This window comes from Planifilum fulgidum, from assembly GCF_900113175.1.
GTDB lineage: Bacteria > Bacillota > Bacilli > Thermoactinomycetales > DSM-44946 > Planifilum > Planifilum fulgidum.
Genome location: NZ_FOOK01000005.1, coordinates 145,512 through 171,373, shown reverse-complemented (window position 1 = coordinate 171,373; position 25,862 = coordinate 145,512). Strand labels below are relative to the sequence as shown.

At 59.6% G+C, this 25,862-nt stretch carries 23 protein-coding genes; 3 read left to right on the top strand and 20 right to left on the bottom strand.

Features of this window, described 5'->3' with window-relative positions; translation table 11 throughout:
• The 10 genes from BM063_RS04730 to metK form a co-directional block, all read right to left on the bottom strand.
• Positions 1-279, bottom strand: a 279-nt coding sequence (locus tag BM063_RS04730) for a transposase (protein WP_092036389.1), incomplete at its 3' end; no start/stop codon positions are given.
• A gap of 120 nt (positions 280-399) precedes the next feature.
• Positions 400-600 (bottom strand): cold shock domain-containing protein, encoded by a 201-nt coding sequence (locus BM063_RS04725; protein ID WP_092036387.1) that lies wholly within the window; start codon positions 598-600, stop codon positions 400-402.
• 109 nt (positions 601-709) lie between these two features.
• On the bottom strand, positions 710-1,432 hold the full coding sequence (locus tag BM063_RS04720) for an amino acid ABC transporter ATP-binding protein (protein WP_092036333.1): 723 nt from the start codon (positions 1,430-1,432) through the stop codon (positions 710-712).
• Positions 1,433-1,438: 6 nt separating this feature from the next.
• Positions 1,439-2,125 carry an amino acid ABC transporter permease gene (locus BM063_RS04715; RefSeq protein WP_177198985.1) on the bottom strand — a complete coding sequence of 229 codons (687 nt, stop codon included), beginning with the start codon at positions 2,123-2,125 and terminating at the stop codon, positions 1,439-1,441.
• Between the two features lie 93 nt (positions 2,126-2,218).
• Entirely contained in the window at positions 2,219-2,956 is a 738-nt protein-coding gene (locus BM063_RS04710) for a basic amino acid ABC transporter substrate-binding protein (RefSeq protein ID WP_245752064.1), read from the bottom strand.
• A gap of 829 nt (positions 2,957-3,785) precedes the next feature.
• Positions 3,786-4,058 (bottom strand): HU family DNA-binding protein, encoded by a 273-nt coding sequence (locus BM063_RS04705; protein WP_092036332.1) that lies wholly within the window; start codon positions 4,056-4,058, stop codon positions 3,786-3,788.
• 154 nt (positions 4,059-4,212) lie between these two features.
• Positions 4,213-4,974, bottom strand: a complete 762-nt coding sequence (locus tag BM063_RS04700; RefSeq protein ID WP_245752042.1) for a ComF family protein — start codon at positions 4,972-4,974, stop codon at positions 4,213-4,215.
• A 22-nt stretch (positions 4,975-4,996) separates the two neighbouring features.
• Entirely contained in the window at positions 4,997-6,718 is a 1,722-nt protein-coding gene (locus BM063_RS04695) for a helicase-related protein (RefSeq protein WP_177198983.1), read from the bottom strand.
• 74 nt (positions 6,719-6,792) lie between these two features.
• On the bottom strand, positions 6,793-7,203 hold the full coding sequence (locus tag BM063_RS04690; RefSeq protein WP_092036325.1) for a hypothetical protein: 411 nt from the start codon (positions 7,201-7,203) through the stop codon (positions 6,793-6,795).
• A gap of 292 nt (positions 7,204-7,495) precedes the next feature.
• On the bottom strand, positions 7,496-8,689 hold the full coding sequence (metK, locus tag BM063_RS04685; RefSeq protein WP_092036323.1) for a methionine adenosyltransferase: 1,194 nt from the start codon (positions 8,687-8,689) through the stop codon (positions 7,496-7,498).
• Positions 8,690-9,211: 522 nt separating this feature from the next.
• Here metK and BM063_RS04680 point away from each other — a divergent pair.
• The 3 genes from BM063_RS04680 (at position 9,212) to BM063_RS04665 (ending at position 12,325) form a co-directional block, all read left to right on the top strand.
• Positions 9,212-10,114: an LCP family protein gene (locus BM063_RS04680; RefSeq protein WP_177198982.1), complete on the top strand. Its 903-nt coding sequence runs from the start codon at positions 9,212-9,214 to the stop codon at positions 10,112-10,114.
• A gap of 96 nt (positions 10,115-10,210) precedes the next feature.
• Positions 10,211-11,290 carry an LCP family protein gene (locus tag BM063_RS04675; RefSeq protein ID WP_177198981.1) on the top strand — a complete coding sequence of 360 codons (1,080 nt, stop codon included), beginning with the start codon at positions 10,211-10,213 and terminating at the stop codon, positions 11,288-11,290.
• A gap of 396 nt (positions 11,291-11,686) precedes the next feature.
• Positions 11,687-12,325: a YigZ family protein gene (locus tag BM063_RS04665; protein WP_092036314.1), complete on the top strand. Its 639-nt coding sequence runs from the start codon at positions 11,687-11,689 to the stop codon at positions 12,323-12,325.
• A 506-nt stretch (positions 12,326-12,831) separates the two neighbouring features.
• On the opposite strand, the gene BM063_RS04660 is transcribed toward BM063_RS04665, so the two are convergent.
• The 10 genes from BM063_RS04660 to BM063_RS04615 form a co-directional block, all read right to left on the bottom strand.
• Positions 12,832-13,428 carry a sugar transferase gene (locus BM063_RS04660; RefSeq protein ID WP_245752060.1) on the bottom strand — a complete coding sequence of 199 codons (597 nt, stop codon included), beginning with the start codon at positions 13,426-13,428 and terminating at the stop codon, positions 12,832-12,834.
• 335 nt (positions 13,429-13,763) lie between these two features.
• Complete coding sequence (locus BM063_RS04655) at positions 13,764-14,693, bottom strand: SDR family oxidoreductase (protein ID WP_092036312.1); 930 nt, start codon at positions 14,691-14,693, stop codon at positions 13,764-13,766.
• Between the two features lie 118 nt (positions 14,694-14,811).
• Positions 14,812-17,205 carry a glycosyltransferase gene (locus BM063_RS04650; RefSeq protein WP_092036310.1) on the bottom strand — a complete coding sequence of 798 codons (2,394 nt, stop codon included), beginning with the start codon at positions 17,203-17,205 and terminating at the stop codon, positions 14,812-14,814.
• A 31-nt stretch (positions 17,206-17,236) separates the two neighbouring features.
• Positions 17,237-18,658: an O-antigen ligase family protein gene (locus tag BM063_RS04645; RefSeq protein ID WP_092036308.1), complete on the bottom strand. Its 1,422-nt coding sequence runs from the start codon at positions 18,656-18,658 to the stop codon at positions 17,237-17,239.
• 6 nt (positions 18,659-18,664) lie between these two features.
• Complete coding sequence (locus BM063_RS04640; protein ID WP_092036306.1) at positions 18,665-20,128, bottom strand: lipopolysaccharide biosynthesis protein; 1,464 nt, start codon at positions 20,126-20,128, stop codon at positions 18,665-18,667.
• 23 nt (positions 20,129-20,151) lie between these two features.
• Positions 20,152-20,895 carry an acyltransferase gene (locus tag BM063_RS04635; RefSeq protein WP_092036379.1) on the bottom strand — a complete coding sequence of 248 codons (744 nt, stop codon included), beginning with the start codon at positions 20,893-20,895 and terminating at the stop codon, positions 20,152-20,154.
• A gap of 11 nt (positions 20,896-20,906) precedes the next feature.
• A complete protein-coding gene (locus BM063_RS04630) occupies positions 20,907-22,220 on the bottom strand; it encodes a nucleotide sugar dehydrogenase (protein ID WP_092036304.1) in 1,314 nt (437 codons plus the stop codon).
• Between the two features lie 107 nt (positions 22,221-22,327).
• Positions 22,328-23,440 (bottom strand): DegT/DnrJ/EryC1/StrS family aminotransferase, encoded by a 1,113-nt coding sequence (locus BM063_RS04625; RefSeq protein WP_092036302.1) that lies wholly within the window; start codon positions 23,438-23,440, stop codon positions 22,328-22,330.
• A 31-nt stretch (positions 23,441-23,471) separates the two neighbouring features.
• The gene (locus tag BM063_RS04620) at positions 23,472-24,494 is read right to left on the bottom strand and encodes a Gfo/Idh/MocA family protein (protein WP_092036300.1); all 1,023 of its coding nucleotides are present in this window, start codon (positions 24,492-24,494) and stop codon (positions 23,472-23,474) included.
• Positions 24,495-24,631: 137 nt separating this feature from the next.
• Positions 24,632-25,840 carry a glycosyltransferase family 4 protein gene (locus BM063_RS04615; RefSeq protein WP_143085232.1) on the bottom strand — a complete coding sequence of 403 codons (1,209 nt, stop codon included), beginning with the start codon at positions 25,838-25,840 and terminating at the stop codon, positions 24,632-24,634.
• Positions 25,841-25,862: the final 22 nt, after the last annotated feature.

Genomic DNA, 25,862 nt, shown 5'->3' with positions numbered 1-25,862 from the left:
CAAAATCTCCAGCCACTTTTTTAGGACATCATTCTCCAGTCGCAGCCTTTTGACTTCCCGTTCCAGGTCCTTGTACTCTTTCCGCCTCCCTCTGTGCTCCATTAGCCCAAAATTGCCCTGTTCCCGGTATTTCCGCATCCAGATCTTTAATCGCCCCACATCTTGAATCCCCAGCTCTTCAGCAATCTTTGCCTTGGGAATGCCCTGAAGCCTCATTTCCACTGCCTTCTTTTTCAGTTCAAAGCTATATGTCTTGAATTTCTGTCCTTTTCTTGCCACGAAAATCACCCCTTAAAGTAATTTTCACAGGGGTGTTTTCCTGTGTCTACTTTAAGGGGTGCACTTCATTCCGAGGGGGGGTTTTGTCCGGAGTTGATCGATCTTCCGCTGCGAACCGCCTCAGCCGAGCTTCACCACGTTCGCAGCTTGTGGTCCACGCGGACCTTCCACGATATCGAATTCCACGACTTGACCTTCGCTAAGGGTCTTAAATCCCTCTTCCTGAATGGCGGAATAGTGGACAAAGACGTCTTCGCCGCCTTCCCGTTCGATGAAACCGTATCCTTTGTCCGCGTTGAACCACTTCACTCTGCCTTGCATGTAAAACATTCCCTTCTGAAAATGATCCACATGGGGAATCCCATGCGGATCAACTATATCACTGGGAAGGTGAAAAGTCAAGATTGGAAACACTGCCATGAAAAACCGGTCAAAGCACCTTGCTCAGGAACGTCCGGGTTCGCTCTTCCTTCGGCCGGTTGAACAGCTCCTCCGGCGTCCCTTCCTCGATGATCATCCCCTGGTCCATGAAGAGGACCCGATCGCTCACTTCCCGGGCAAACCCCATTTCGTGGGTGACCACCACCATCGTCATGCCCTCGGCGGCCAGCTGCTTCATCACCGCCAGCACCTCTTTGATCATTTCGGGATCGAGGGCCGAGGTGGGCTCGTCGAACAGCATCACCTTGGGGTCCATCGCCAGGGCGCGGGCAATCGCCACGCGTTGCTGCTGCCCGCCGGACAACTGTTCCGGCCAGGCGTGCGCTTTGTCCTGGAGACCCACTTTCCCGAGGAGCTCCATCGCCTTTTGCTCCGCCTTTTCCTTGGACCATTTGCGCACGCGCATGGGCGCCATCGTGATGTTCTCGATCACCCGCTTGTGGGGGAACAGATTAAATTGTTGAAACACCATGCCCATCTCGGTCCGAACCCGGTTGATGTCCGTCTTGGGATCGGTCAGATCGTGGCCGTCCACCACCACCCGGCCCGAAGTGATCGGCTCCAGCAGGTTCAAACAGCGCAGAAACGTGCTCTTGCCGGATCCGCTCGGACCGATGATGCAGACCACTTCCTTTTCCTTGATGTGCACGTTGATATCCTTCAGCACCTCATGATCGCCAAAGCGCTTGTAGAGATGTTCGACGCGGATCAATCGGGATCACCCCTCCTTTCTGCCGGTTTCCAATCGCCGCTCCAGGTAAAAGACCACCCGGGACAAAAGATAGGTCAGCACCAGATACATGAGGGCGGCGGTGGCGTAGGGCGCCAACCGCTCCCAGGTGCTTTTCGCCGTGGTCATCGCCGCATAGGTGATATCGTTGACGGCGATCACCATGACCAGGGACGAATCCTTCATCAGGGCGATGAACTCGTTCCCCAAGGGGGGAAGCATCCGCTTGAAGGCCTGGGGAAGAATCACCAGGCGCATCGCTTGCCCGTAGGTCATCCCCAGGGAACGGGCCGCCTCCATCTGCCCTTTGTCAATGGACTGGATTCCGCCGCGGAAAATTTCGGAAATATAAGCCCCGGCGTTCAGGGAGAGGGCAATAAAGCCGGAAATCAGTGCAGAGGGGGTATCCACGCCCACCATTTCACAGACGGTGGGGATGATGCCGAAATGGATCGCCAAAATCTGCAGCATCAGGGGCGTTCCCCGGAAAAGATCCACATAGGCCTTGGCCGGAATCATCAGCACCTTGATCCGGGATATGTTCATCAATCCGAGAATCAATCCGATGAGTGTGCCGAACAAAATGCCAACGACCGTCAGCTCGATCGTCGTAAAAAATCCCCGGATAAAATTCTCCTTGTACTCGACGACGACAGACCAGTCGATACCCTGCATGAAACACACCTCTTCCTGCATGCGAAGAAAAAGCGGATCCTTTCAGATCCGCCAAAACCTGTTTGGAAGGAAACGGCGGCTTTTTCGCACCCGTTATGAATCCTGCCCGAAGTACTTCTTGTAGATCTCGTCAAAGGTGCCGTCTTCCTGGATCTTTTTCAGGCCGGAATTGATTTTGTCCAACACTTCCTTGTTTCCTTTTTTCACCATGATGCCGTAGAATTCCGGCTCGAAGGAGTTGTCTTCGACCGTTTTGAACTTCCCTTTCGGAAGCTTTTTCATGTAATCGAGGACCACGCCGTTGTCGGCCACCACCGCATCGACCCGGCCGATCACCAGATCATCGATGGCCCCGGGGGTGTCGTCATACCCACGAATTCCTTCATACGTTTTGCCGAAGGCCTTTTGCACCACGATTTCCCCCGTGGTCCCGGACTGAACCCCGATCTTTTTCCCCTTCAGATCCTTCAGCGACGATACGTCGGAATCGTTGGGCACCAGGATGAGCTGCTTCGCCTCAAAGTAGGGTTCGGAGAAATCGTATTTCTTCTTCCGTTTTTTGGTGATGGTGATCGCGGAGATTCCCGCATCCACTTTGCCGCTGTCGACCGCCTCGAACAATCCATCCCAACCGGTGTGCTCAACCTGGACCTTCAGACCCTCCGCTTCGGCGATCGCCTTGATCACATCGATGTCAAAACCGGTGATCTCTCCGCTCCCTTCCTGCTTTTCGAAGGGGGGATATGCGGCATCCGTCCCGACCCGGAGCACGTTTTTATCCGATTCGCTTCCGGTCTTTTGGCCGCCGCCGCAGGCGGAAAGGACCAGCATCAGCGCCAGAAAGACCGAAGCGATGATCCATCCTTTTCTCAAGCCCTTCGCCTCCTCTTGCCTGTGCATATTTTCCCGCCGCTCCCACGCGGAACCCCTCAAGGGGAAAACCGACGATTCTTCGCTTATTTCCCCGCATCTCCAACGATGACTTTAAGAAAACGAGCCCGCTTCCCGTTGGATTATTATAAAGGTGTGTTTATGGTCATGCAATGACTATCTTTTGGGAATCCCCTCCTTAACCAAAATTTTTATTTTTTACAAAACAACGAGTCTATGCTGAAAACACATGAAAAACATTCGTGAAACAAAGGAGATCTTCCTGCTTCATCCGTCAATTTCCATTTATTTCTCCAGCCCCGGCGGCGGTTTCAGAAAGGGGAATTCCTGCGGCGCCGGTTCCCCGTAAAGCGGCCCTGAGGCAATTTTTCCTCCGGACATCTTCGGAAAGCCCCGAAAACGCATTTGCCTTGCGAAATCCCCTTTCCGCCCCGTGAGATGCCAAATGTTTCCGCAACACCCCCCGGCGTTTGAGGCGTCCGTCACCCCGGCGGCGATGGCGTTTTTCCGGGAAATGGCCGGAGCCGCCCTCCGGCGGACAAGGATTCTTCCTCAAAATCCCTTGCCGCACAGACGTTTCCCCGCCACTTCTTTCCGGTGTTCCGCCGCCGGGAAAATCGCCCGAAGCCATACGTCCAAAACAGAGCCCCGCGGCTCGGATGGCTGGGCGGAGCACACCCCGGGCGAGCGGCTCCGTCTGCGCCCCATGGGCGGCACGGAAAAAGGCCACCCCCGGAGGGATGGCCTTGTGATTTCCCGATTCTCTTTTTCAGTTCACCGCTTCCTTCAGCTGCTTGCCGGGCTTGAAGGCAGGGACGCGGGTGGCTTCGATGTGAATCGTTTCCCCGGTCTGGGGATTCCGACCGGTGCGCGCCGACCGCTCCCGCACTTCAAAATTGCCGAAACCGACCAGAGAAACCTTCTCTCCCCGCTTGAGGGCTTCAGAGATGGTTTCCAGCACGGCGTCCACCACCATACCGGCTTCCTTTTTGGTCTTACCCGTGGCGGCAGCCACCCGTTCGATCAGTTCGGACTTGTTCATGGATTCCACTCCTTTTCTCGTAAACTCCCAACGAAATGATGGTTGCATTACTTGTGTTACCCATTGTTCAGAGGGATTATACCTCTTTTAACGATAGACATCGAAAGTTTTTGTCTATTTCGATGCTTTAAGACCACCGGATGTTCGGCGGGTGCTAGCGGGCGAAGGTGACGGACACCACGCTTTTCACCCGTTCCTCCTTCAGAATGCGGGCGCATTCCTCCAGCGTGGAGCCGGTCGTATACACATCGTCGACGATGAGGACGCGGACCCCGGCCATTTTCCCCAGAATCTTCCGATCCGCCGCCGGGGCAAAAGCCCCCCGGAGAGCCACCAATCGCTCCCGGCGGCTTTTTTGGCTCTGCGGCTCGGTGGGACGAATCCGCTTCAAAAGCGGAACCAAAGGGCGGTTCAAATGCGCCGAGACGATCCGCGCCAGCAATTCCGCCTGATTAAATCCCCGGTCCTTCAGCCGGGACGGATGAAGGGGCACAAAGGTGACCCAGTCGGGAAGCGGAACCATTTTGCAAGCCTCCTCCGCCATCATCCGTCCCAGGGGGCGGGCCAGACGCTCCCTCCCGCGATACTTGAACAGGGCGACGATCTCCCGGGCAAAATCGTTGTACCGAACGACGCTCCGGTTTTGATCCAGATGCCCGGCCCGCCCCTCGCAATCCCCGCACAGGGCCGGGCCCTGCCCGGAAAGGGATTTTCCGCACCGGCGGCACAGCGGCGGAACAATCCGGACCAGCCGGCGACGGCAGCCCGCGCACACGCGCTCCCACACCCCCGACCCGAAGCGGCCGCCCGCGGGTGAAGAACAAAACCAGCAGGTGGGAGGAGGGGGAAAAAGATGCTCCCACAACGGACACCGCTCCTCTCCTTCACCCGATGCTTGCGCGCAACTTCCCCGCATTTTTCTTTCCGGCCGTCTAGGATCATGGTACATGATCCCCCGCCGATCGTCCAGCCGAGGGGCGGCTATTTTCCCCTTCCTCCTTCAGCCATCCCCGGCGGCGGGCCATCCGGTTCATCCATCGGATCTCCCGAACCGCCTTCAACTGCCCCTCCGTCCGCTCGGCGGACAAAAACCAGACTTCCCCCAGCCGGTAATCGGCGTCGCGTCCCACGCGCCCGGCGATCTGCACCAAAGCGGATGCATCGAACACGGGATGATCGGCCCCGAAGACCAGCACGTGACAGCGGGGCAGCGTAATGCCCCTTTCCAGCACGGCGGTGGTGATGAGAAAACGGATTTTCCCGCTCCTGAGCTCCTCCAGCAGCCGTTTTCGCTCTTTTTCCCGTCCGGTCACCCCGCGGCACTGCGCCAACCGGTCGGGGTGGCGCTTCTTGATCCAGGCGAGAAGGCGGTCCACGTCGGCCACCCGGGGCACGAACAACAGTCCCTGCCCCTCCTTTTCCGCCACCCTCTCCAAAAAGGCCGTCACCGGGGGAAGGGGGCGCGCCTCCTCCAGGGAAGACCACAACCGCCACCGGCGAAACAGCCGGGGCTCGGGGAGCGGACGGCCGTGATGGCGAACCGGCAGAATCACCCCGGGAATTTGCCCCCGTTGCAGCCGTCGGCGCCAGTCCTCCGGGGGGGTGGCCGTCAGCCAAAGCATCGTCCCCCCCTCCGCCGCCGCCCGTTCCACCCCCGCCCCGAGAGGCGGATCCCCCTTCATCGGAAAGGCATCCGCTTCGTCGACCACCACCAGTTGAAAACGGCGGTAAAACCGCCATGCCTGATGGGCCGTCGCCGCCGTGAGCGGGCTGTTCGTCCGGATCCAGCCGCTCTCCCCGTGCAGAACGCTTACCGGGATATCCGGAAAAGCCCGTTCCAGCCTCGGCGCCAGCTCTTCCACCACATCCCGGCGCGGCGAAACCCACAGAACGTGCCCGCCCTGCTCCAAAACCCGATGGACGGCGGGAAGGACGGCTTCGGTTTTTCCCGATCCCGCAACCGCCCATACGAGAAACCGTTTTTCTCCCGACCGCACCGCTTCCAGGCAGCGGTCGGCCACCCATTTCTGCCCCGCGGTCAGGGCGGGAAGGCGCAAATCGACCCGAACCCGACAGGCCTCCCTTTTCTCCTCGGGGAAAAAGAAGAAAAAGGGCGTGCAGGCGCGGGAACGCCCCAGAAAAAGGCACCGGTCACAGCTGACGCATTGGCTCCCGCACCGCCCGCACCGGGAACGGAACAATCCCTCCGGCCCCGTTCCGCACCGGTTGCAACGCCAGCGGGAAACGGCCGGGGGGATTTCGACGCCGGGCAGCATGAAGGCCATGCCGGTCAGGCACATGGTCTGCAGAACCGCGCGAAGTTCCCGCTCCTCCATGGGCTCCGCCAGTTCCCCCACCAAAGCCTTCACTTCATCCCAGAGCAGGGAACGCCCCGCCAAGAGCGGCCGGAGAAAGCGGGCCGCCCTCTCCCAGCGCTCCCACGAGGAAGCCGGAGGGGGCGGAAGCCGAAGGCCCGACGCATCCTTCCCCGAACGCAGGCGCCCCGAACGCATGCGCCGGAAGGCTTGTCCCACGGAAGGATGGGTTTCCAGAACCGCGACCGCCTCACCCCGCCTGGCCCAGTAGAAGGCGTCCGCAGCCGGAGCGATGCTGATGCGGCGCGAAGGGTCCCGGGACAACGCGTAAATTGCCGTTTCCATCCCCATGCGCACCTGCAACCTTCAGGGTTTTATGTCGGGACCTCCGAAAAGAGCGGAAGCATCCCTCTCTCCGATCATCCGTGGAGATCGAGGGGGATCTCCCAGCCGTACTGCCGGTTGCGCAAATCGATCACAACCACCCGTTCCGCATCAACGCCCTCTTCCGCCATCCGGTCCTCCAGCTGGTGCTCCATCACGGATCGGATGCGGATCCAGGGATAGCGATGTTTCAGACGGTTCAGAATGAACAGGGTGTCATCGGAGGATCCTGTATCCAGGCAGACGATCTGGCACGATCGGCCGCTGAGCCAGCTCCAGAAAAAAAAGGAACGAATCACCCATTCGACAGAGCCCTGACTGTTCCGCGTCACCACGACGAGATGGGTTCCCCCCGGTTGAAACCGGAGCAGCAGGGAGCGCGCAAACGCCACGAGCAAAAGCCAAAAAGAGCCGTACAGGCCCAATCCCCACAGCACCCACTCCATTTTTCGTCCCTCCTTTGCCACAGTGTATGTGACAAAGGCACAGGAGGTTCTGGAGAACCGCCGCCCCAGAGCCGCCTTCAGCCCTTTCGCAAACTTCAGAAATTATTTTCCGAACTCCCGCCTTCTATAGCATTTCCCTTCCCCTTCTCATCCATATTTTACCCCCTCATCCAAACAGCGAAAACCCTTTCAGAAAAAACAGGCAGCCGCCCGCGCTGCCTGCGCGGGCGGCAATTTTCGCCCACCGGGCCGCCCCCCAGAGGCGGGCCGCCGGTGGGGATAACGGAATCCATCAAAGTCCTGCCTCTTTGCGCAACACTTCCGCTTTGTCCGTCCGTTCCCAGGGAAGATCGAGATCCTCCCGGCCGAAGTGTCCGTAGGCCGCAGTTTGCCGGTAGATGGGCCGGCGCAGGTCCAGGGAGCGAATGATTCCCGCGGGACGCAGGTCGAAATGGGCCCGGACCAGCTCCGTCAAGCGGCTCTCGTCCACTTTTCCCGTGCCGAAGGTGTCGACGCGGATGGAGACCGGCTGCGCCACGCCGATGGCGTAGGCCACCTGGACTTCGCACTTGTCGGCCAACCCGGCGGCCACGATGTTTTTGGCCACATAGCGTGCGGCGTAGGCCCCCGAGCGGTCCACCTTGGTCGGGTCCTTCCCGGAGAAGGCCCCTCCGCCGTGGCGGGCGTATCCCCCGTAGGTGTCGACGATGATCTTCCGGCCCGTCAGACCGGCGTCTCCCTGGGGTCCCCCGATCACAAAGCGCCCCGTGGGGTTGATGAAATATTTGGTGCCCGCATCCAGCAACGCCTCCGGAACGACCGGCCGGATCACATGCTCCAGAATGTCTTCCTTGATCCGGGCCAGGGTGACGTCTTCCGCATGCTGGGCCGACACGACCACGGTGTCGATCCGCACCGGACGGTCCCCTTCATATTCCACCGTCACCTGGGTCTTGCCGTCGGGGCGCAAATAGGGCAGGATGCCGTCTGTCCGAACCTGATGGAGACGGCGGGCCAGCCGGTGCGCCAGGGAAATCGGCAGGGGCATCAGTTCCGGTGTTTCGTTGCAGGCGAAGCCGAACATCAATCCCTGATCGCCGGCACCGATCGCTTCGATCTCCTCCTCGGTCATGCGCCCTTCCCTTTTTTCCAGCGCCGCGTCCACCCCCATCGCGATGTCGGGGGACTGCTCGTCGATGGAGGTCAGCACCGCGCAGGTATCCGCATCAAACCCGTACTTGGCGCGGGTATAACCAATTTCCCGGATGGTTTCCCTGACGATTTTCGGAATATCCACGTAGCAGGTGGTGGAAATCTCTCCGGAAACCAGCACCAACCCCGTCGTCACCGCGGTTTCACAGGCGACCCGGGCGTTGGGATCTTTGGCCAAAATGGCATCCAAAACCGCATCGGAGATTTGGTCACAGATCTTGTCCGGGTGTCCCGCGGTCACGGACTCGGACGTGAACAAGCTGCGCGAGCTCATGGTTCATTCCTCCTTTGCTTCCCCGTATGCATGCCGTGGACCCTTTGCGAAAAGCGGAGCTTATCCCCTTTGCACGGCAAACAAAAAAACCTTTCCCGAGGAAAGGCGCGTGTACCCTGATCCGTCCTCGATGATGAATCGCCGCGTATAAATATCTGGTTCTCTTGCTCCCCTCCGGATTTGTCCGATCCCCGCCTTTCGCCCCGGTCCGATCGAAGGCGGTCGATGGGAGTCGGGGCTGTTCATCAGGAATAGGATAACGTAAAAGACGGGGAATGACAAGGTGCAGGGACTGCTTCACCCGTTCCATTCGCTTCCTGAATATCCTTTAAATTCATCCTCGGAAAAGGCGCCTTGAAACGTCCTCCAAACAAAAAAGGAGGCGTCCGCCTCAAACCGCGGCCCTCCCCCGGACAAGTCCAACCAGGGACTCATAGAGAAAAAACGGGGATGGGAAACTATAACCGCGTGGCCTCTGCGAGGGCTCAAAGGCGGCATCCGCGCTCCGAAGGGGGAATTGCCATGTCCAAAGGGCTTCGCCTCATGCTCGCCGCATCCTGCATTCTCTTTTTCCTGGGCGGAATCGCAATGTGGAACGCCCACACCCGTCCGTCCGAGCCTCCAAAAACCGCCCGTCATCACCCGGTGCGGAACCGGCCGGAAGCACCGCCGGTTCCCCTCGACCGGCCGACCACCCTGTTGTTGATCGGGGTGGATCAGCGGCGCGGCGACCCCGGCCGGACCGACGCCCTGGTGCTGCTCGCCATCCATCCGAAGAAAAAGAGCGTAAAAATCCTCCATGTGCCGCGGGACACCAAAGTCCGGATCAGCCTGGGAAGAGGCCGGACGGCGCTGGACAAGATCAATCACGCCTACGCCCGCGGCGACGGCACCCTCTCCACCATCCAAACCGTGGAATCCTTTCTGGACGTCCCCGTCGACCACTACGTGAAGGTCAACATGAAGGGCTTTCGGAACATCGTCGATCTGTTCCAGGGCGTCGACGTAAACAGCCCCCGCTCCTTCTCCTATCTGGGCCACCGCTTTCACAAGGGGCCCATGCATCTGAACGGATCCCAGGCGCTCGCCTACATCCGGGACCGGACCGGAACCAACGACTTTGACCGCCACCGACGTCAACAGCAGGTGCTCCGCAGCCTCTGGCGCAAAAGCAAGCATCCCTCCACGCTGTTGAAATTGAACCGGCTGTTCAACATCCTTCGCGTCCACACGGAAACATCCCTCACCCTGAAGGACGCGGTCAGCCTGTACTACACCCTGTCCCGGGTTCCCGAAAAAAACATTGAAACCCTTCAATTTCACGGCCGTGACGAGTGGGGCAGCCGATACTACTTCATCGTTCCGGAAAAGGAGCGGCTTCGCATCCGCTCCCTGTTGCGGCGCCACCTGGAACTGGAGGCTTGACATCAGCGCGATTCATTATTTTTCTACTTGTGAAGTTAGAAATAAGATGATAGTATGAGGAGAGAATGTTATGGAAACATGAAGCGAGGAAAGGCCATGAGACGAATCAATCAGAGCCGGGTTGAACGCGTCCGAAAGAAACGGATCAAGAAATGGCTGTTTCGCGCCGTTTTTCTCTCATTGGCCGTTATTATCCTTTCGGGGAGCTATCTCTTTTACCGGACGTGGGACGCGGCGGCGGACACGCACAAGCCGATGGAGCGGGAAAAATCGAAGTTGCGTGAAAACGTGCCGACCCTCGACAAACCCTTCACCGTGCTTCTCCTCGGAACGGATGTGAGAAAAGAAACCGATAATTGGCGGGCCGACGTGATCATGGTCGCCGCAATCAATCCCAAAACCCAATCCGTCAAGCTGGTCAGCATCCCGCGGGACAGCTACGTGGAGATCGCCAACACCGGTGGCCATCGGGATAAGATCAACTCCGCGCCCTATTGGGGAAAGCAAAAAGGGGTGGACCCCGTCACCAACACCGCCGAGACGATCGAGCTTCTCCTGAACGTTCCCATCGACTACTACGCCAAGGTGAACTTTAAGGGATTCATCGATATCGTAGATGCCCTGGGCGGAGTGGACGTCAATGTGAAATTCGATTTCTGGGAGAAAAAGCTGGGCAGACAGGAGAGATATTATTTTACAAAGGGACCGATGCATCTGAACGGCGATCAGGCCCTGTCCTACGTCCGCATGCGGAAGCGGGATCCCCGGGGGGATCTCGGACGGAACGAGCGGCAGCGGGAAGTGCTGATGAACCTGATGGACAAGGCCGTCAGCTTCAAGGGTCTGACCAAAATCAACGAGATCCTGGGCATCCTGGGGGAAAACGTCTCCACCAGCTTCAAGGTGGAGGAAATGATCGCCCTGCAGAACTTGGCCCGGAAGATCTCAAAGGACAACATTGAATCGATCGAGATGAACGTCACCAACGGCACGGCCCGGATCGGATCGTTCAACGCCTCGATCGTGCAGATCAGCGAAGAGGAACGGCAACGGATCAGCAAAATCCTCCGGGAACATCTGGAACTGGATCCTCCCTCCTCGCCGGAAGGAAGCACCCCGGATTCAGGCATCCCCGACACACCACAGGGAAGCGGAGAATCCCAAAACTCATATTAGGTCGGTCCCCGCACCTTCGGAAACGGATTGTCGGCCCGGCCGACCCCGTCCCGGAACCGCGCGGAGGGAACCCACCGCTTCATTGCCCGGCGCCTCGGACCGGACTCCGTCCGGACGGCGCCGGGCGTTCCCGTGGATGAGGGCAAATCCAGAGGTTTCGGAACCCGCAGCAAGTATACCGGATGAATCCCGAAGGAAAAGAACATGACGGCTTCTCCTTTCGCCTCATCCCGATGATGCCGGGAGAGGAAATTGTCTCTTTTTATGGAATTCGCATCCATGATAGCAAAACCGGATCGCCATGGCTACCCTTTCGACAATCCTTTCCACGATGGGAGCCTCTTTTTGTTTGTGCGCCCCCTTTTCGATCCGAAACGACAAGGAGTTGACGCCACAATGGCCCAACCTTTGCGCTATCGCACAGTCAAACGGTACGGGGAAGCGGAGATCGTGATTCAAAAATCCCGCTTCATCGCCTACGCCAGCCGGGTCGAATCGGAGGAGGAAGCCGCCTCCTTCGTTCAGGAAATCTCCCGCCGTCACTGGGACGCCACCCACAACTGCTACGCATGGGTCGTCGGCCGCAGCGGCGAAATGCAGCGATCCTCCGATGACGGAGAACCGGCGGGCACCGCCGGCCGGCCGATCCTGGAGGTGATTCGCGCCCGGGAACTGGTGGATACCGCCATCGTCGTCACCCGTTATTTCGGGGGCATCAAGCTGGGCGCGAGCGGCCTGGTCCGGGCATACAGCCAAGCCGCCTCCGCCGGTTTGGACGCGGCCGGGACGGTGATCCGGCAGCTTCACCGGGCGATGGAGGTCACCCTGGATTATTCCTGGATGGGCAAAGTGGAGCACGCCCTCCGAACCTCCGGATACGACTTCGATCCCCCCCGCTTCACGGACAAGGTGAGTTGGACCGTCTGGATTCCGGCGGGCGAGGAAAAGGCTTTCCAGCAACACCTGGCCGAAATCACCGGCGGCCAGGGAACGGTGACGGAAGGGGAAACGGCGTACCGGGAACGGGAGACTTGAACCGGCCGGCTTATGACTCCGAGATTACCTCTGCATTACATTTCGTTTACAATTGACAAAAAATCCCCACTCAGGGAATTCAGTGACGTATAATAAAAATACCAAAGGAATCTCGGAGGTGCCCCCCCCCATGGACTGCCCGGTCGTCGGAAAAGCGTTCTGGCTTGGTCTGTTCAACGCCACTTTCATGAGTGTCCCGCTGTGGCTGTTGATTTACTATTTGCTGCGCGGCTTGTTTTAGCCGGTCCGAAACGACTCGGATCCTGTAAACAGGGCACCTGATCCATAACCCACCCTGTGGGACAATCGATGGCAACCGAAACGATCGACCGTCTCAGGCGGTCGATTTTTGCATTCCGAAAAGCCTCCCCGGACGGCACGCCCTTTTCCTCTCCCAGGCGGGACAAATGAGAAAAGGGGCGGAACAGCTTCCGCCCCTTGAATGAAAAGCCGGCCCTCGGAGGCCGGCTGAAACTTCCGGATCCGCTTTTTCCGGGTGCTGGCCCTCAACGGGCCCCGCTTCCCGAGAGAACCACCCAGACGGTGCGCAGGAGGATTTTCATATCCAGGGAAAGGGACTGGTTTTGAATGTAATACATATCCATTTCGAATTTCTCCCGCGGGGTCGCGTCATAACCCCCGTTCACCTGAGCCCAGCCCGTCAACCCGGGTTTGACCATCAATCGCATCTTGAAACCGGGAATCTCCCGGGCAAATTGCTCCGTGAAACACGGACGTTCCGGCCGGGGACCGATCAGGCTCATGTCTCCCCGAAGAATGTTGATCAGCTGGGGAATCTCGTCAATCCGGGTCTTCCGGATGAATCGCCCGACACGGGTGACCCGGGGATCATTTTTTTCAGCCCATTGCGGACCGTTTTTCTCGGCATCGATGCGCATCGAGCGGAGTTTCAGCACATTGAAGGTTTTTCCGTGAAGCCCCACCCGCTCCTGGCGATAGAAGATGGGTCCCTTCGACTCCAGTTTGATGGCGATCGCGGTCAGGAGAAGCACCGGAAAGGTCACAATCAAAAAGACAATGGAAAAGACGATTTCAAACACCCGTTTGATCGCGGGGTACAAGGGAGATACGCTTTCCGGCATCCTTTCGGCAAATGCGTACGCATCGCAATCGCAGACCACTCGTGAACGCATCCGCAACCACTCCTGCTTCCAAATGGTGAAGGCTCCCATCCGCCCCGGGTCGACGTGACATCCAAAATGTTACACGAAGATTACAAGACGTTTACTGTATCAAGTATACTTTAGTCGGGCGCCGTTGACAATAGTCCGCGCAAATCCTTTCACAAAGACGCCACGGCTTCGTCTTCGCCGGGAAAAGGCGGATCTGCCTCCGCCCGCTGTCCGCGCCCCCGGATTTCCTTCTATAGATATAGACGCGTTCTTTTGCGGATATGTTTCATCTTCTTTACAGCCCTTCAGGGAAGGCGACGGGCGGCTTCAAGATAGTATTCGTAGGTCATTCGAAGCCCCGTCTTGAGGTCGATGCGGGGAGTCCAATCCAGCCATTTCTCCGCCCGACGGCAGTCGAAATGACTGTGCCTGATGTCCCCCGGCCGCTCAGGGGCATATTCCACCCGAATCTCTTTCTCCGTCACCTCCCCCAAAATCCGGACAAGCTCCTCGAGGGAGGTGGGGACGCCCGTTCCCAGATTGAAAACCCTGCCGCTTCCGCGATGCAGGGCGCGGATGTTGGCCTCGGCGATATCCCCCACATAGACAAAATCCCGGGTTTGCTTTCCGTCGCCGAAGATCGTCAAGGCCTCTTTCCGGAGCACCCGGTCGAGGAAAATGGCGATCACGCCGCCCTCGCCCCGCGGATCCTGTCGAATCCCGTAAACATTGGCGTAGCGGAGAATCGTGTAATCCAACCCGTACAATTGCTTGTACACCTTCAGGTAACATTCCGGCGTGTATTTGGAGATCCCGTAGTTGGAAAGGGGATCCACCGGGTGTTCCTCGTCGATGGGAAGAAAAACCGGCTCCCCGTAAACCGCCGCCGAGGAGGCGTACACGATTTTTCGCACCCCCGACCGGCGACACGCCTCAAGCAACTGCAGGGTCCCCAAAATGTTCGTCTCCGCATCGAACAGGGGATCCTTCACCGAGGTCGGCACATCGATCTGCGCCGCCTGGTGAATCACGGCCTCCGGCCGCTCCGCCTCCAGGATCTCCCCGAGCCGTCGATCCCGAAGGTCCACTTGGTAAAAAGACGCCCCCGGGTGGATGAAGGCCTTCTTTCCCGTGCTGAGATTGTCCAGGATGATGACATCATGTCCAAGCTCGATCAAGCGGTCCACGATGTGCGAGCCGATAAAACCGGCACCGCCCGTTACCATCACTTTCATCGTACATCCTCCCCGCATCCATCCGATGCTTGCTTGAGATCGTAGGGAAGTGGTGCAAGGTGCAAATCTGCACGGATCCGGAAAAGGCCCTTCCCCAACAACCGCCTTCTCCACCGCATCAACGCCGTTCCGGGACCGACGTGTCGACAAAACGCTCCTGATCCCCCAACTGCTTCAGCAGAAGAAAATACCTGTGCGCCAGCGTTCTCCGGTTTCCTTCCCGCTGGACATAATCCATCCCCCGTTGGGCGATCCGCTCCCGCTCATCCGGCGTCAAGCTCCGGATCCGGGCGATCGCCTTTGCCAATCCCTCCGGATCCTCCGCGCCGGCAAACACCCCGACGCCGTTTCCTTCGATGATTTCCCTGAGTTCCCCGTCCACGGTTGTCACGATCGGGAGCCCCACGAACATGTAATCGTAAAGCTTGTTGGACCGGGCACCGCGGAAAATCTCGTTGTCCGCAAGACTGATGATGCTGCAGTCGGCGGCATGGATGTAATCGTACACTTCCCGCTTGGGAACCGGATCCATCAGATGGACATTGCTCAGCCCCATCTCTTCCTTCAGCCGGATCAGCTTTTCCTTCTCCGGCCCGTCCCCCATCAGGACGATGGAGATCCCCGGTTCCAGATGCGCCCCGGCCTTAACGACCACGTCCAGGGCGTTGGCCGGCCCGTGGGCGCCGGTGTAGATGGCCACGAAGCGATCCTGCGGAATTCCCCACTTGCGGCGGATTTCCTCCCGCCGGGAGGGGGAGGGTTTCCAGGAACCGACCACCACGCCGTTGGGAATCAGCGTAACCCGGTCGGAGGCGATGCCCTTGGCGATGATAAACCTCCGCTGGTATTCGGTCAGCACCACAATCCGGTCGGAACGGTGGTACAAAAAGGACTCCAGCCAGCGGAGCAGCCGGATCACCGCCGGATTGTTCAGCCTTCCCATGTGGATGAGGGAATCCGGCCAGAGGTCGCGAACTTCCAGCACGAAGGGACAACCCTTCAGCCGGGCGAGCAGCCAGCCGGCCAATCCCGTGAGCAGATGGGGGGAAGAGGCCACCAGCACATCGGGCTTTTTCCGGAACAAACCGGCGAAGAAAAACATCGCGGCAAAACTGACCATGTTGATAATGCGCCGGACGTCGTTGCGCCGGTGGGGAAACGACCACAGCCATTTCAGCTGAAGGCCCGGAATCCTCTCCACCTGCCGCATCTCGCTCTCGGTGATAAAGGACCGCCGCGGGTGAAGGAACCGGGACAACCACAGGGTCACTTCCGCATGTTCCTTCTCCACCCACTCCCTGGCCAGCTCGAAGTGACGGGTGATCCCCTCGATGTTGGGCGGCACGGCATAATGGTTGGCGAGCCAAATCCTGAAGGGTCTTTCTTCCATGGATTTCCCCCGTTCCGTGGTCAATTCCCGGTAAAGATCCAGCAGTTTGGCTTCCTCCGCCCCCCAATGGTATTTCTCCCGATGGGCCCGACGGCCGTTTTCCCCCAGGCGGCGACGCAGCCGGTCGTCCCTGAGCAGAGCGGCCACCTTCTCCGCCATCTCCGCCGGGTCGAGGGGATTGACGGTCACGCCGCATTCATTCTCCTCGAGGATCTTCCGCCACAAGGGAAAATCGGTGGCCACCACCGGAATGCCCGCGGCCATGTATTCAAACATCTTGATCGGAAGCGATTCCCGGTAATTTTCCACGGGATGAAGGCAAACAAGCCCCACCTTTCCCTTGGACAGCCAACCGGGCACCTCCCGGAAGGGGACGGCGCCGTGAAGGTGGATTCCCTTTTTCCTGAGCCGCTCGGGGTCCCGCTCCCCCTCATCAATGTGCTGGAGCGGTCCGATGAGGTGAAGCTCCGCTTTCAGCTCGGGGGGAAGGTGATCCATCATGGCGATCATCTCCCGATATCCCCGCAGATAGGAGATCCCCCCGACGTACAGGATCCGATTGGCCTTCTCCCGTTCCGTCCCATCCATCTCGGGCATCGGAAGCGGATAATTTTTGATCACCGTCACCTTCGGCGCCCCGGCAAATTGTTCGCCGATCGCCTCCGTCGCGGCGACGACGGCGGAGAGCCGGCGGGCAATTCCCTTTTCCACCCGATGAACCCACCGGGAGACGATCCCGCGCAAGGGGGAGGGAATCCACGGTTTGGTGTGGATCTGTTTGGGCAAATCCTCATGGGCATCGTACACCACGGGCCGGCGGGTCACCCATTTGATCAAGAGCCCCCAGGGGAGCAGTTCCGGATCGTGAAAGTGGTACACGTCCGCCTGGGACCGGAGCGCCCTCCGAAACAGCCGCCACCCGGCCGACAGCCGCCGCAGACGGCTCCGGTGGGCAGGGAGGCCGACGATGCAGATCCCGTTTTCCATCCGCTGATCAAAGTCGGCGACGGCATGAAGTTCCACCCGATAGCCCGCCCGGGCCAGCGAGACGGCCTGTTTGTGAAAGATCCGGGAATCATCGTGCCGGTGAACGGAACTGAAAATCATCACTTTGCGGACCATCCTTCACTCCCCTTTCAGGGGCCCCGTCCCTTCAGCGATCGGGAAGAGTCGCAGGGCCGCCATCGGTTCCATTGCGGCACGCCTTCTGATGTTCACCCACCACCACGACAGCCAGGGCGATCCCGTAAACAATCCACATCGGCGTGAAGTGAATCGCCGTGCTGGGAACCATTCCTCCGAACAGGTAGCCGATCAGGGCCAGCATGCTGGAATGGGCGCCCCACCGGACCAACGGGCTGACCTGGGGGGAGGTTTTCAGCCGCGCCAGCTTCCACAGGCGCCACAGGAGGAGGACATAAAAAACCACATACAGGGCAAAGACGATCACGCCGAAGTTGACCAGAATCTCCGCCCACCAGTTGTGGATGTTCACCTTGTTATCCAGCAGCTCACGGTAGGCCTCCATGCGGGCCTCCACATTGCCGGCTCCAACCCCCATGAAGTGGCTCTCCCTCAGAAAGCGCAGCCCGTACATCAGCAGATACCAGCGGATCACGATGCTCAAGCCCTGGGTGCCGGCGCCCGCCTCCAGCTGTCCGTTCCATTCATCCACATTCCAGGTGGTCCCCTGAATGTCCAAAAGGATGCCGAAGGAGGTGGCCAGTTTGCCTCGCGTGGCCCCGTCGAAAAGGACCATGTACATAAAGCCCACGATCAGCGCGATGGAAATGACCACCCCGGCCCCCTTCAGCCAATTGCGCCAGCTTAGTAGCTTCTCCCGGGGCACGGTGAAGGGCAGCGTCGCGAGCCAGGCGACGATCATCAAGGGCAGCGCGAAAAAGGTGTTGCCCCTGGATCCCGTCACCAGCAGGCAGTACAGGGCGAAGACGATCGCCAGGTAAACCATTCCCTTTTGCCGCAAACCGCCCCTCAGGCTGTACAGGGCGAGCCCCAGGAAGGGAAGGAGCAGGGTGATGGCGGTCGCCAGGTCGTTCTGGTTGGTGAAAACGGAGGTGACCGATGCCGCGTCCTGTCCCCAATACCTCGAGGAAGGCAGATGGATGCGGGTGACCGATTCAAAAACCCCGTAGGCGACGATGACGAACGAGGTCCAGAACACCGTCCGGAAGATCCTCCACAGAGACTCCTCCGACCGGATGAAAAAGGGAAAGGTCAGGCAGAGGGTGATCATCATGAACAGGAAGATCGTGTAACGAACGCCCAGGCCGGGATCCAAGGCCCAGGTCAGGGAAACGGCGCTGTAGGCCAGCCAAAAGGCGAAAAAGCCCACATGGGACCGGATCCGGCTCATGTGCACGATTTCCGGACGGTGCCGAAAAGCCCACTGGAACAGAAGGAGTCCCAGGAGCACAAAAAAGGTCACGCGAAACAGGGTGAGCTTGAAATTGGGCGTCACCGGAATTCCGAAAGTGGGCCCCAGCAGGGCGAAGGCCACCATGATCACGAACAGGGTTTGAAGATGCCCTTTGTCGGAATAGGGGAAAAGACGCATCGGTTTTCACCTCCCTTTCAAAAGCTCCGGCAACCGGTGAAGGGCCCCGAAGAGGGATTGGAGCCGGAAAATGCCGGTCGCAAAGACGGAGACAATCACAACCGCCAGGCCGAGGAAGTAGTAGACCCACTTATTGGACCACCCGTCCACCTGAATCCAAGTGATTCCCGCCATCACGGCCAGATAGACCAAAAGGAACAGCAGGATGGAGCCCATGCGGAAGTCGACGGGATACGTGGCCTGGGAGCGACGGTGGATGAGGATCACGATAAAAAGATATGCGAGCATCGCCATGGCCGACGCCCCCCAGTTGCGGAAGAGGGGGATGGCCACCATGTTGCCCAGCACGTAAAGGAACGCCGCGAGCACAAAAACCTTGGAGATCACCTGCGTTTTCTTGTGAATCAGCAGGCCCACCCCGACGATCAGGTGAAAGGTGTTGAGCACCGTCGCCAGGGAGAGCATCCACACGTAAGGGTAAGCCTCGGCAAACTCCGGCTGCCCGGTGGCCAGTTCCATCAACGGCTGGATGACAAAGCTGAGACCCATGATGGCCAGGGCGGCGACGACGATAAAGGCTCTCCCCACCAGACTGTAGATGCGCGGCGCATCCGCCCGGTCCTTGACCGACATGGCGAAGGGGCGCCATGCCAGCTGAAAGGCGGCGGTGATCAGGGCGATGACGCTGGCGAAGCGGAAGGCCGCCTCGAACAGCCCCGCCTCCTCCCGGGAGGCGAAATAGATGATCATCGGCCGGTTCAGCATGTTCATCATCCAAAAGGCGAGAAGGGTCGGCAGGAGCGGAGCCCCGTAGCGGAGCAGGTGCTTCAGGTGATCCCAGCGCACCCTCCGGGTGAACTCCCTCCGAAACATCCAGACCAGAATCAGGGCAACGGCGGCGCCCGCCACCACCTGGCCGACGAAGATCGCATTGACTCCCCAATCGGTGTATTTCAAAAAGACCACGTTCAACAGCGCCGAGCCGATGACATAGCTCATGCTCATCGCGTTGAAGGTCCACACTTTTCGGCTGTAGCGGGCGTATGCCAGATTCATCTGGATGACGATGGATGCCACCGTCGCCAGCATGGCCAGCGTCAGGAGATATTCATACCCCGTCGGACGGCCGTACAGCGCCCGGGCGAGGGGAGAACCGAACCCCAGGGCGACGATGAGAAAGAGCGTGCAGATCCCCGCGGAAAACAGTGTGGCCGCCGTGAAATAGGCGCGCCGTTCCTGCTTCTCTTTGGCATCGAAATAATAGAAGGCGAGGGCGGCATCCGTGCCCAGAATGGACAGGTAGGAGACGATCATCGTGATCGTGTTGGTCAAACCCCAGTCGGCATATTGGCTCGGATCCAGATAGCTCGTGTAGACCGGAATCAGCAGAAAGGCCACCAGCTTGTTTCCCATCTGGGCGATGGCGAAGGCGGCAGAATCAGAGAACAGCTGTTTCAGTTTGGCCAGCATATCCGCACCCTAAACCTTTCTATCTAATCTTGATGCTCCAGTTTCTCCCCATCCGGCACTTTGCGCAGCGGGCGCGCCGGAACGCCCACGTACACCACGCCCGGTTCCGTGTCCCGGTTGACCACCGCGCCGGCGGCGATGAAGCTCTCCTCGGCCACCGTCACTCCCGGAAGGAGAACGGCTCCTCCCCCGACACGGGCCCCCCGCTTCACCCGCGGTCCCGAGATGTGTTTGAAGCGCTCCTCGGTCCGGCCCATGAAATTGTCATTGGTGGTGATCACTCCCGGCGCGATGAACACATGATCCTCCAGAACCGTGTAGGCGGTGATGTACGCATTGGTCTGGATCTTGGTCCGATCACCGATTTCCACCTGGTTCTCCACGGCCACCCCCCGTCCGATGACGACATCGTTTCCGACGGTGCATTTTTCCCGGACGGTGGCCGCATCGCCGATCATGACATTTCGTCCGATCCGGCTGCCCCGGTAGAGAACCGCGGCGGCCCCGATCGTCACCCCATCCCCGATCCGAAGGGGCGGCAGATCGGGATCCACTTTGACGGTGCTGGTTTTGGCCGGTTTCGGCCAGCGGCCCAGCACGGCCCCGGCGCAGATGGTAACATTTGATCCGATCACCGTTCCCGCATGGATCACCACGTGGGGGCCGACGGTCACCCCGTCCCCCAGAACCGCTCCCTCTTCGATGACCGCAAAGGGGCCCAGCTTCACGTTTTCTCCCATGCGCACGGAATCGTGTATCACGTTCATGGAAAACCGCCTCACAGTTTCTCGTAATCGCCGCGGATGTCGCTGATCCCCTTCATCGCGTTGCGCGTGTCGAAGATCACCCGGGCGCAGTCGGCGATCATCCGGTAATCGAACGCGCTGTGATCCGTGGTGATCACCGTCGCGTCGGCCCAATCGAGCAGCTCCGGGGTGAGCGGTTCACAATGGTATTTTCGGTCCCCGACGCGGAAGGAAGGGATGTGCGGATCGCACACCCTCACGCTCGCCCCGTACTCCTCGAGAAGCCGGATGATCTCCAGCACCGGCGATTCCCGCATGTCATCGATGTCCCTCTTGTAGGCGACTCCGAGCAGGAGCACCCGGGAACCGTTAAGCGGCTTCTTGTGGCGGTTGAGGATTTTCACCAACCGCTCGACGACGAACTCCGGCATGTAATTGTTGATCTCCCCCGCCAGCTCGATCAGGCGGGTGTGGTATCTGTATTCCCGCGCCTTCCAGGTGAGGTAGAAGGGATCGATGGGAATGCAGTGACCCCCCAGCCCCGGTCCGGGATAAAAGGCCATGAACCCGTAGGGCTTGGTCTTGGCCGCCTCAATCACTTCCCAGATGTCGATCCCCATCTTGTGGCACAGGATGGCCATCTCGTTCGCCAGGGCGATGTTGATGTTGCGGAAGGTGTTCTCCAGAATCTTCTCCATTTCCGCCACCGCCGGGCTGGAAACCTCAAACACTTCCCCCTCCAGCACCTGACGGTACAGCATGGCCGCCACCCGGGTGCAGGCCGGCGTGACACCCCCCACCACCTTGGGCGTGTTTTTCGTGTTGTACACCTTGTTGCCGGGATCCACTCGCTCCGGTGAATAGGCGAGGTGGAAATCCCGCCCCACCTTGAGGCCGGTCTCCTCCAGGATCGGCCGGACCACCTCCTCGGTCGTTCCCGGATAGGTCGTGCTTTCGAGAACCACCAGCATCCCCGGATGGAGGTATTTGGCGATTTCGCGGGCCGACCCCTTCACATAGGAGATGTTGGGCTGCTGGTACTTGTCCAAGGGGGTGGGAACGCAAATGGCGACCGCATCCACTTCCCGGATGTGGGAATAATCGGTGGTCGCCCGCAGCCGCCCCTGCTGCACCAGCTCCTTCAGGTCCTCATCCACCACATCCCCGATGTAATTGATGCCTTGATTCACCATGTCGACCCGCTTCTTTTGGATGTCGAACCCGATGACCGGATACCCCGCCTTGGCCTTTTCCACCGCCAAGGGAAGCCCCACGTAGCCGAGGCCGACCACCCCGATCAGCGCGGTCTTCTCTTCGATTTTCCTGAGCAACTCCTCGGTGCTCATGTCGCCTCATCCCTTTGTCCACGAAATCGTCCGCCACGCTCTTTGGGCCTCTCATCCGGTCCGCTCTCCGTATAAAACGGTTCTTCCCCGAAAGCCGTTTCCGCCCGTCAGCCCCCCTCAAAGAACCGGCGCACGACTTCCGCCACACGGCGGACCGCTTCTTCCGGCATCTCCGGATAGAGGGGCAGGGCCAAGGTCCGTTTCGCCGCCGTCTCCGCCCGGGGCAGGCTTCCTTCCCCGTACCCCAAGGAGCGGTACACCTCTTGCAGGTGGAGGGGAATCGGGTAGTAGACGCCGGATGCGATGCCGTGCCGCTTCAGGTGAGCGAGCAGGGCGTCCCGCTCCTCGGTCTGGATGACATAAAGGTGGTAGATGTGGGTGCGGTCCGCCGCTTCCACGGGGGGTTCAACCGGCACGTCCCGCAGCAGTTCGCTGTAGAGGCGGGCTTTTCGCCGGCGGGCTTCGTTCCACTTTTCCAGACGGCGCAGCTTGACGCGCAGGACGGCGGCCTGCAGCTCATCGAGCCGGCTGTTGTACCCGATCCTGGTGTTCACATACTTCGACTCCGGCGTGCGGCCGTGCACCCGGAGGCTGCGCAGCTTCCGGGCCAGGGATTCGTCGTCGGTGACGACCATGCCGCCGTCGCCGTACCCGCCCAGGTTTTTGGTGGGAAAAAAGGAGAAACAGGCGGCATGCCCCAGGGAACCCACTTTCCTTCCCCGGTACTCCGCCCCGATCGCCTGGCAGGCGTCCTCGATGACCCACAGACCGTGCTCCCGGGCGATCGCCGTCACTTCGTCCATATCGGCGGGCTGACCGAAGATGTGAACCGGCAGGATCGCCTTGGTTCGGGGGGTGATCCCCTCCTTGATCTTTGAAACGTCCAGGTTGAAGGTGCCGGGATCAATGTCGACAAAAACCGGCGTGGCTCCCACCCGGGAAATCGACTCCGCCGTCGCGAAAAAGGTGAAGGGCGTCGTGATCACCTCGTCGCCGGGCCCGATCCCGAGGGCATCCAGCGTCAGGACCAGGGCGTCGGTTCCGTTGGCGACGCCCACTCCGTGGGCCGCACCGCAAAGGGCGGCCACCTCCTCCTCCAGAGCTTTCACCTCCGGACCGAGGATATACCGGCCGCCCTCCAACACCCCCTCCACGGCCTTCAGCACCTCTTCACGGATCGACCGGTATTGGGCCTTCAGATCCATCAAGGGGATATTCATCGGTGGTTGCCACCCGCCTTTTTGGGATTGGTTATCTGAGCGAATCAAGCCGCACCGGCCGGCCGAAAGCCGCCGCCCGATTGCAGGCGACCGCCAGCTCCAGGGCGCGCCGTCCGTCCTCCCCGGTGATTTTCGGCCTCCTGCCGGTCCGGACCGCTTCGGTCATGTCCTCGATGATGCACCGGTGACCGGGCACTCCGTACGGATCCTTTTCCACGCGGGCAATGGTTGCCCGGGATTCCTCCTCCGTCAAGTCGGCAAACCGCCAGGTTTTGATCCAGTTGGCCGTCGGGCCTCCGATCACCGCCGTTCCCTTCTCGCCAAAAATGGCGAGGGACTCCTCCAAGTTCCGGGGGTAGACCGTGACCGCCGCCTCGATCACCCCCAGGGCTCCGCTTTTGAAGCGAAGCACCGACACGGAAGTGTCCTCCGCCTCGATCCGGCGAATCCGGGTCGCCTGATAGGAGGCGACCTCTTCCACCTCGCCCAGGAGCCACAGGAGCAGATCCAGATTGTGAATGGCCTGGTTCATCAGGACGCCGCCGTCCATGGCCCGGGTCCCGCGCCAGGGCGCCTGGTCATAGTAGGCCTGGTTCCGGTTCCAGCGAACGGTGGCATTGGCGTGGCCGATGGTCCCGAAGGCCCCTTCCTCCATCCGGCGCTTAAGTTCCATCACCGCAGGGCGAAAGCGGTTGGGGTGAACCACCGTCATCAACACGCCGTTTTTTTCACAGGCGGCGATCATGCGGTCCGCCTCGTCCAGATTCATGGCCATCGGCTTTTCGACCACCACGTGTTTTCCGGCCTTCGCCGCCCGGACGGCCAATTCCGCGTGCAGACCGCTGGGAGTGCAGATCGACACCACGTCCACCGCGCCGTCTTTCAACATTTGTTCCAAATCGGTGTAGCCCCGGATGCCCTCTTTGACAAAGGGAGCGATCCGAGCCGGATCCGTGTCGCAGACGGCCGCCAATTCCGCCCCTTCGGTTGCGACGATGGCGTCCACATGTTTTTTGGCGATGTGGCCGCATCCCACAATCCCGTATCGTACCACCCGGACCCCTTCTTTCAGCCGTGGATGATGATCTCGTGTTACTTTTATGTTACAGAAAGATTACAAACCTCACCCTCCAATGTAACATAAATGGTCTCTTTTTTGTATCCCCTTCAACAAAATCCCACGCAAACTTATCATCGCCTTAACAATCGGCAGTACAGTTCGATGACCTGGGAGGCGTTCTGCTTCCAGGTGTAGTTGCCGGAGGCGGCATAGGCCCGCTCGCCCATGTCGCCGATCAACCCGCCCTCGTCCTTCAGCAAAATGGTCATGTACTGGGCCAGGCCCTCGGAATCCTCCGGCTTCACCAGATAGCCGGTCTTGCGGTGTTGCACGATCTCCGCTGCTCCCGCGACATCGGTCGTCACCACCGGTTTCCCGCACCCCATGGCTTCCAGCACGATTCCGCCGAATCCCTCGCTCAGGCTGGGCAGGACCACCACATCGCTGCTGTTGATCCAGAGGGGAATTTCATCGTGAGGCCGGCGGCCGGCGAAGGTCACCTTCTCCTCCAGATTGCACTCCCGCACCTGCCGCTTCAGCGCCGAGCGGAGCGGCCCGTCTCCCACCAGCACCAGGCGGGCTCTGGGCACCTGCTCCACCACCCGGCAAAACGCCTTCAGGAGCACTTGAAGCCCTTTGACGGGATTCAGATTGCCGACGAACAGCGCCACCTTCTCCTCCAGCGACAGATCGAGCTTCTTCCGCGCCGCCTTGGAATCCATGGGATAAAAACGGCTGGGATCGAAACCGTTGTATATGGTGGACACATCCACCCCGGCCACCACCTGCTGGGCCTCTTTCATCAAGAGATTGCTCACCGCGATGATGTGGTCGTTCATCCGAAGCGCCCGCTCCGTATTGCGGAAGACGCCCCGGCTCCGGCGGGGATACAGGAGGATGTCCGATCCGTGGATCGTGCTCACCACGGGAACGGAAAACTTCGCCTTCAACATTCCGCCGGCATATCCGTCCGGATAAATGGTATGACAATGAATCAGGTCGAAGGGAAACCGTTTCCGAATCGACGGCAGAACCGAAAGCAGGGACATATAATACAGCCGGCCGTACGAAGAAAAAAACATCCCTCCGGGAAACATCCATGTCGGCAGATAATGGATCGGAATCCCGTCCATCACCGTCTGGGAGGGAAACCGGCGATAAACCCGCCATTTGGGATACAGGGGAAAACGGGGAACGGGGGAAAGCACCCGACACTCCACTCCGGCCTGCCTGAGGGCTTTCACCTGATTATGCACAAATATCCCGGACATGGGATTGGCCGGATTGGGATACATGTGGGATATGACAAGCACTTTTAAACTCATCGCTGATTTTTTCACCTCGCCTCACGCCTTGGCTCTC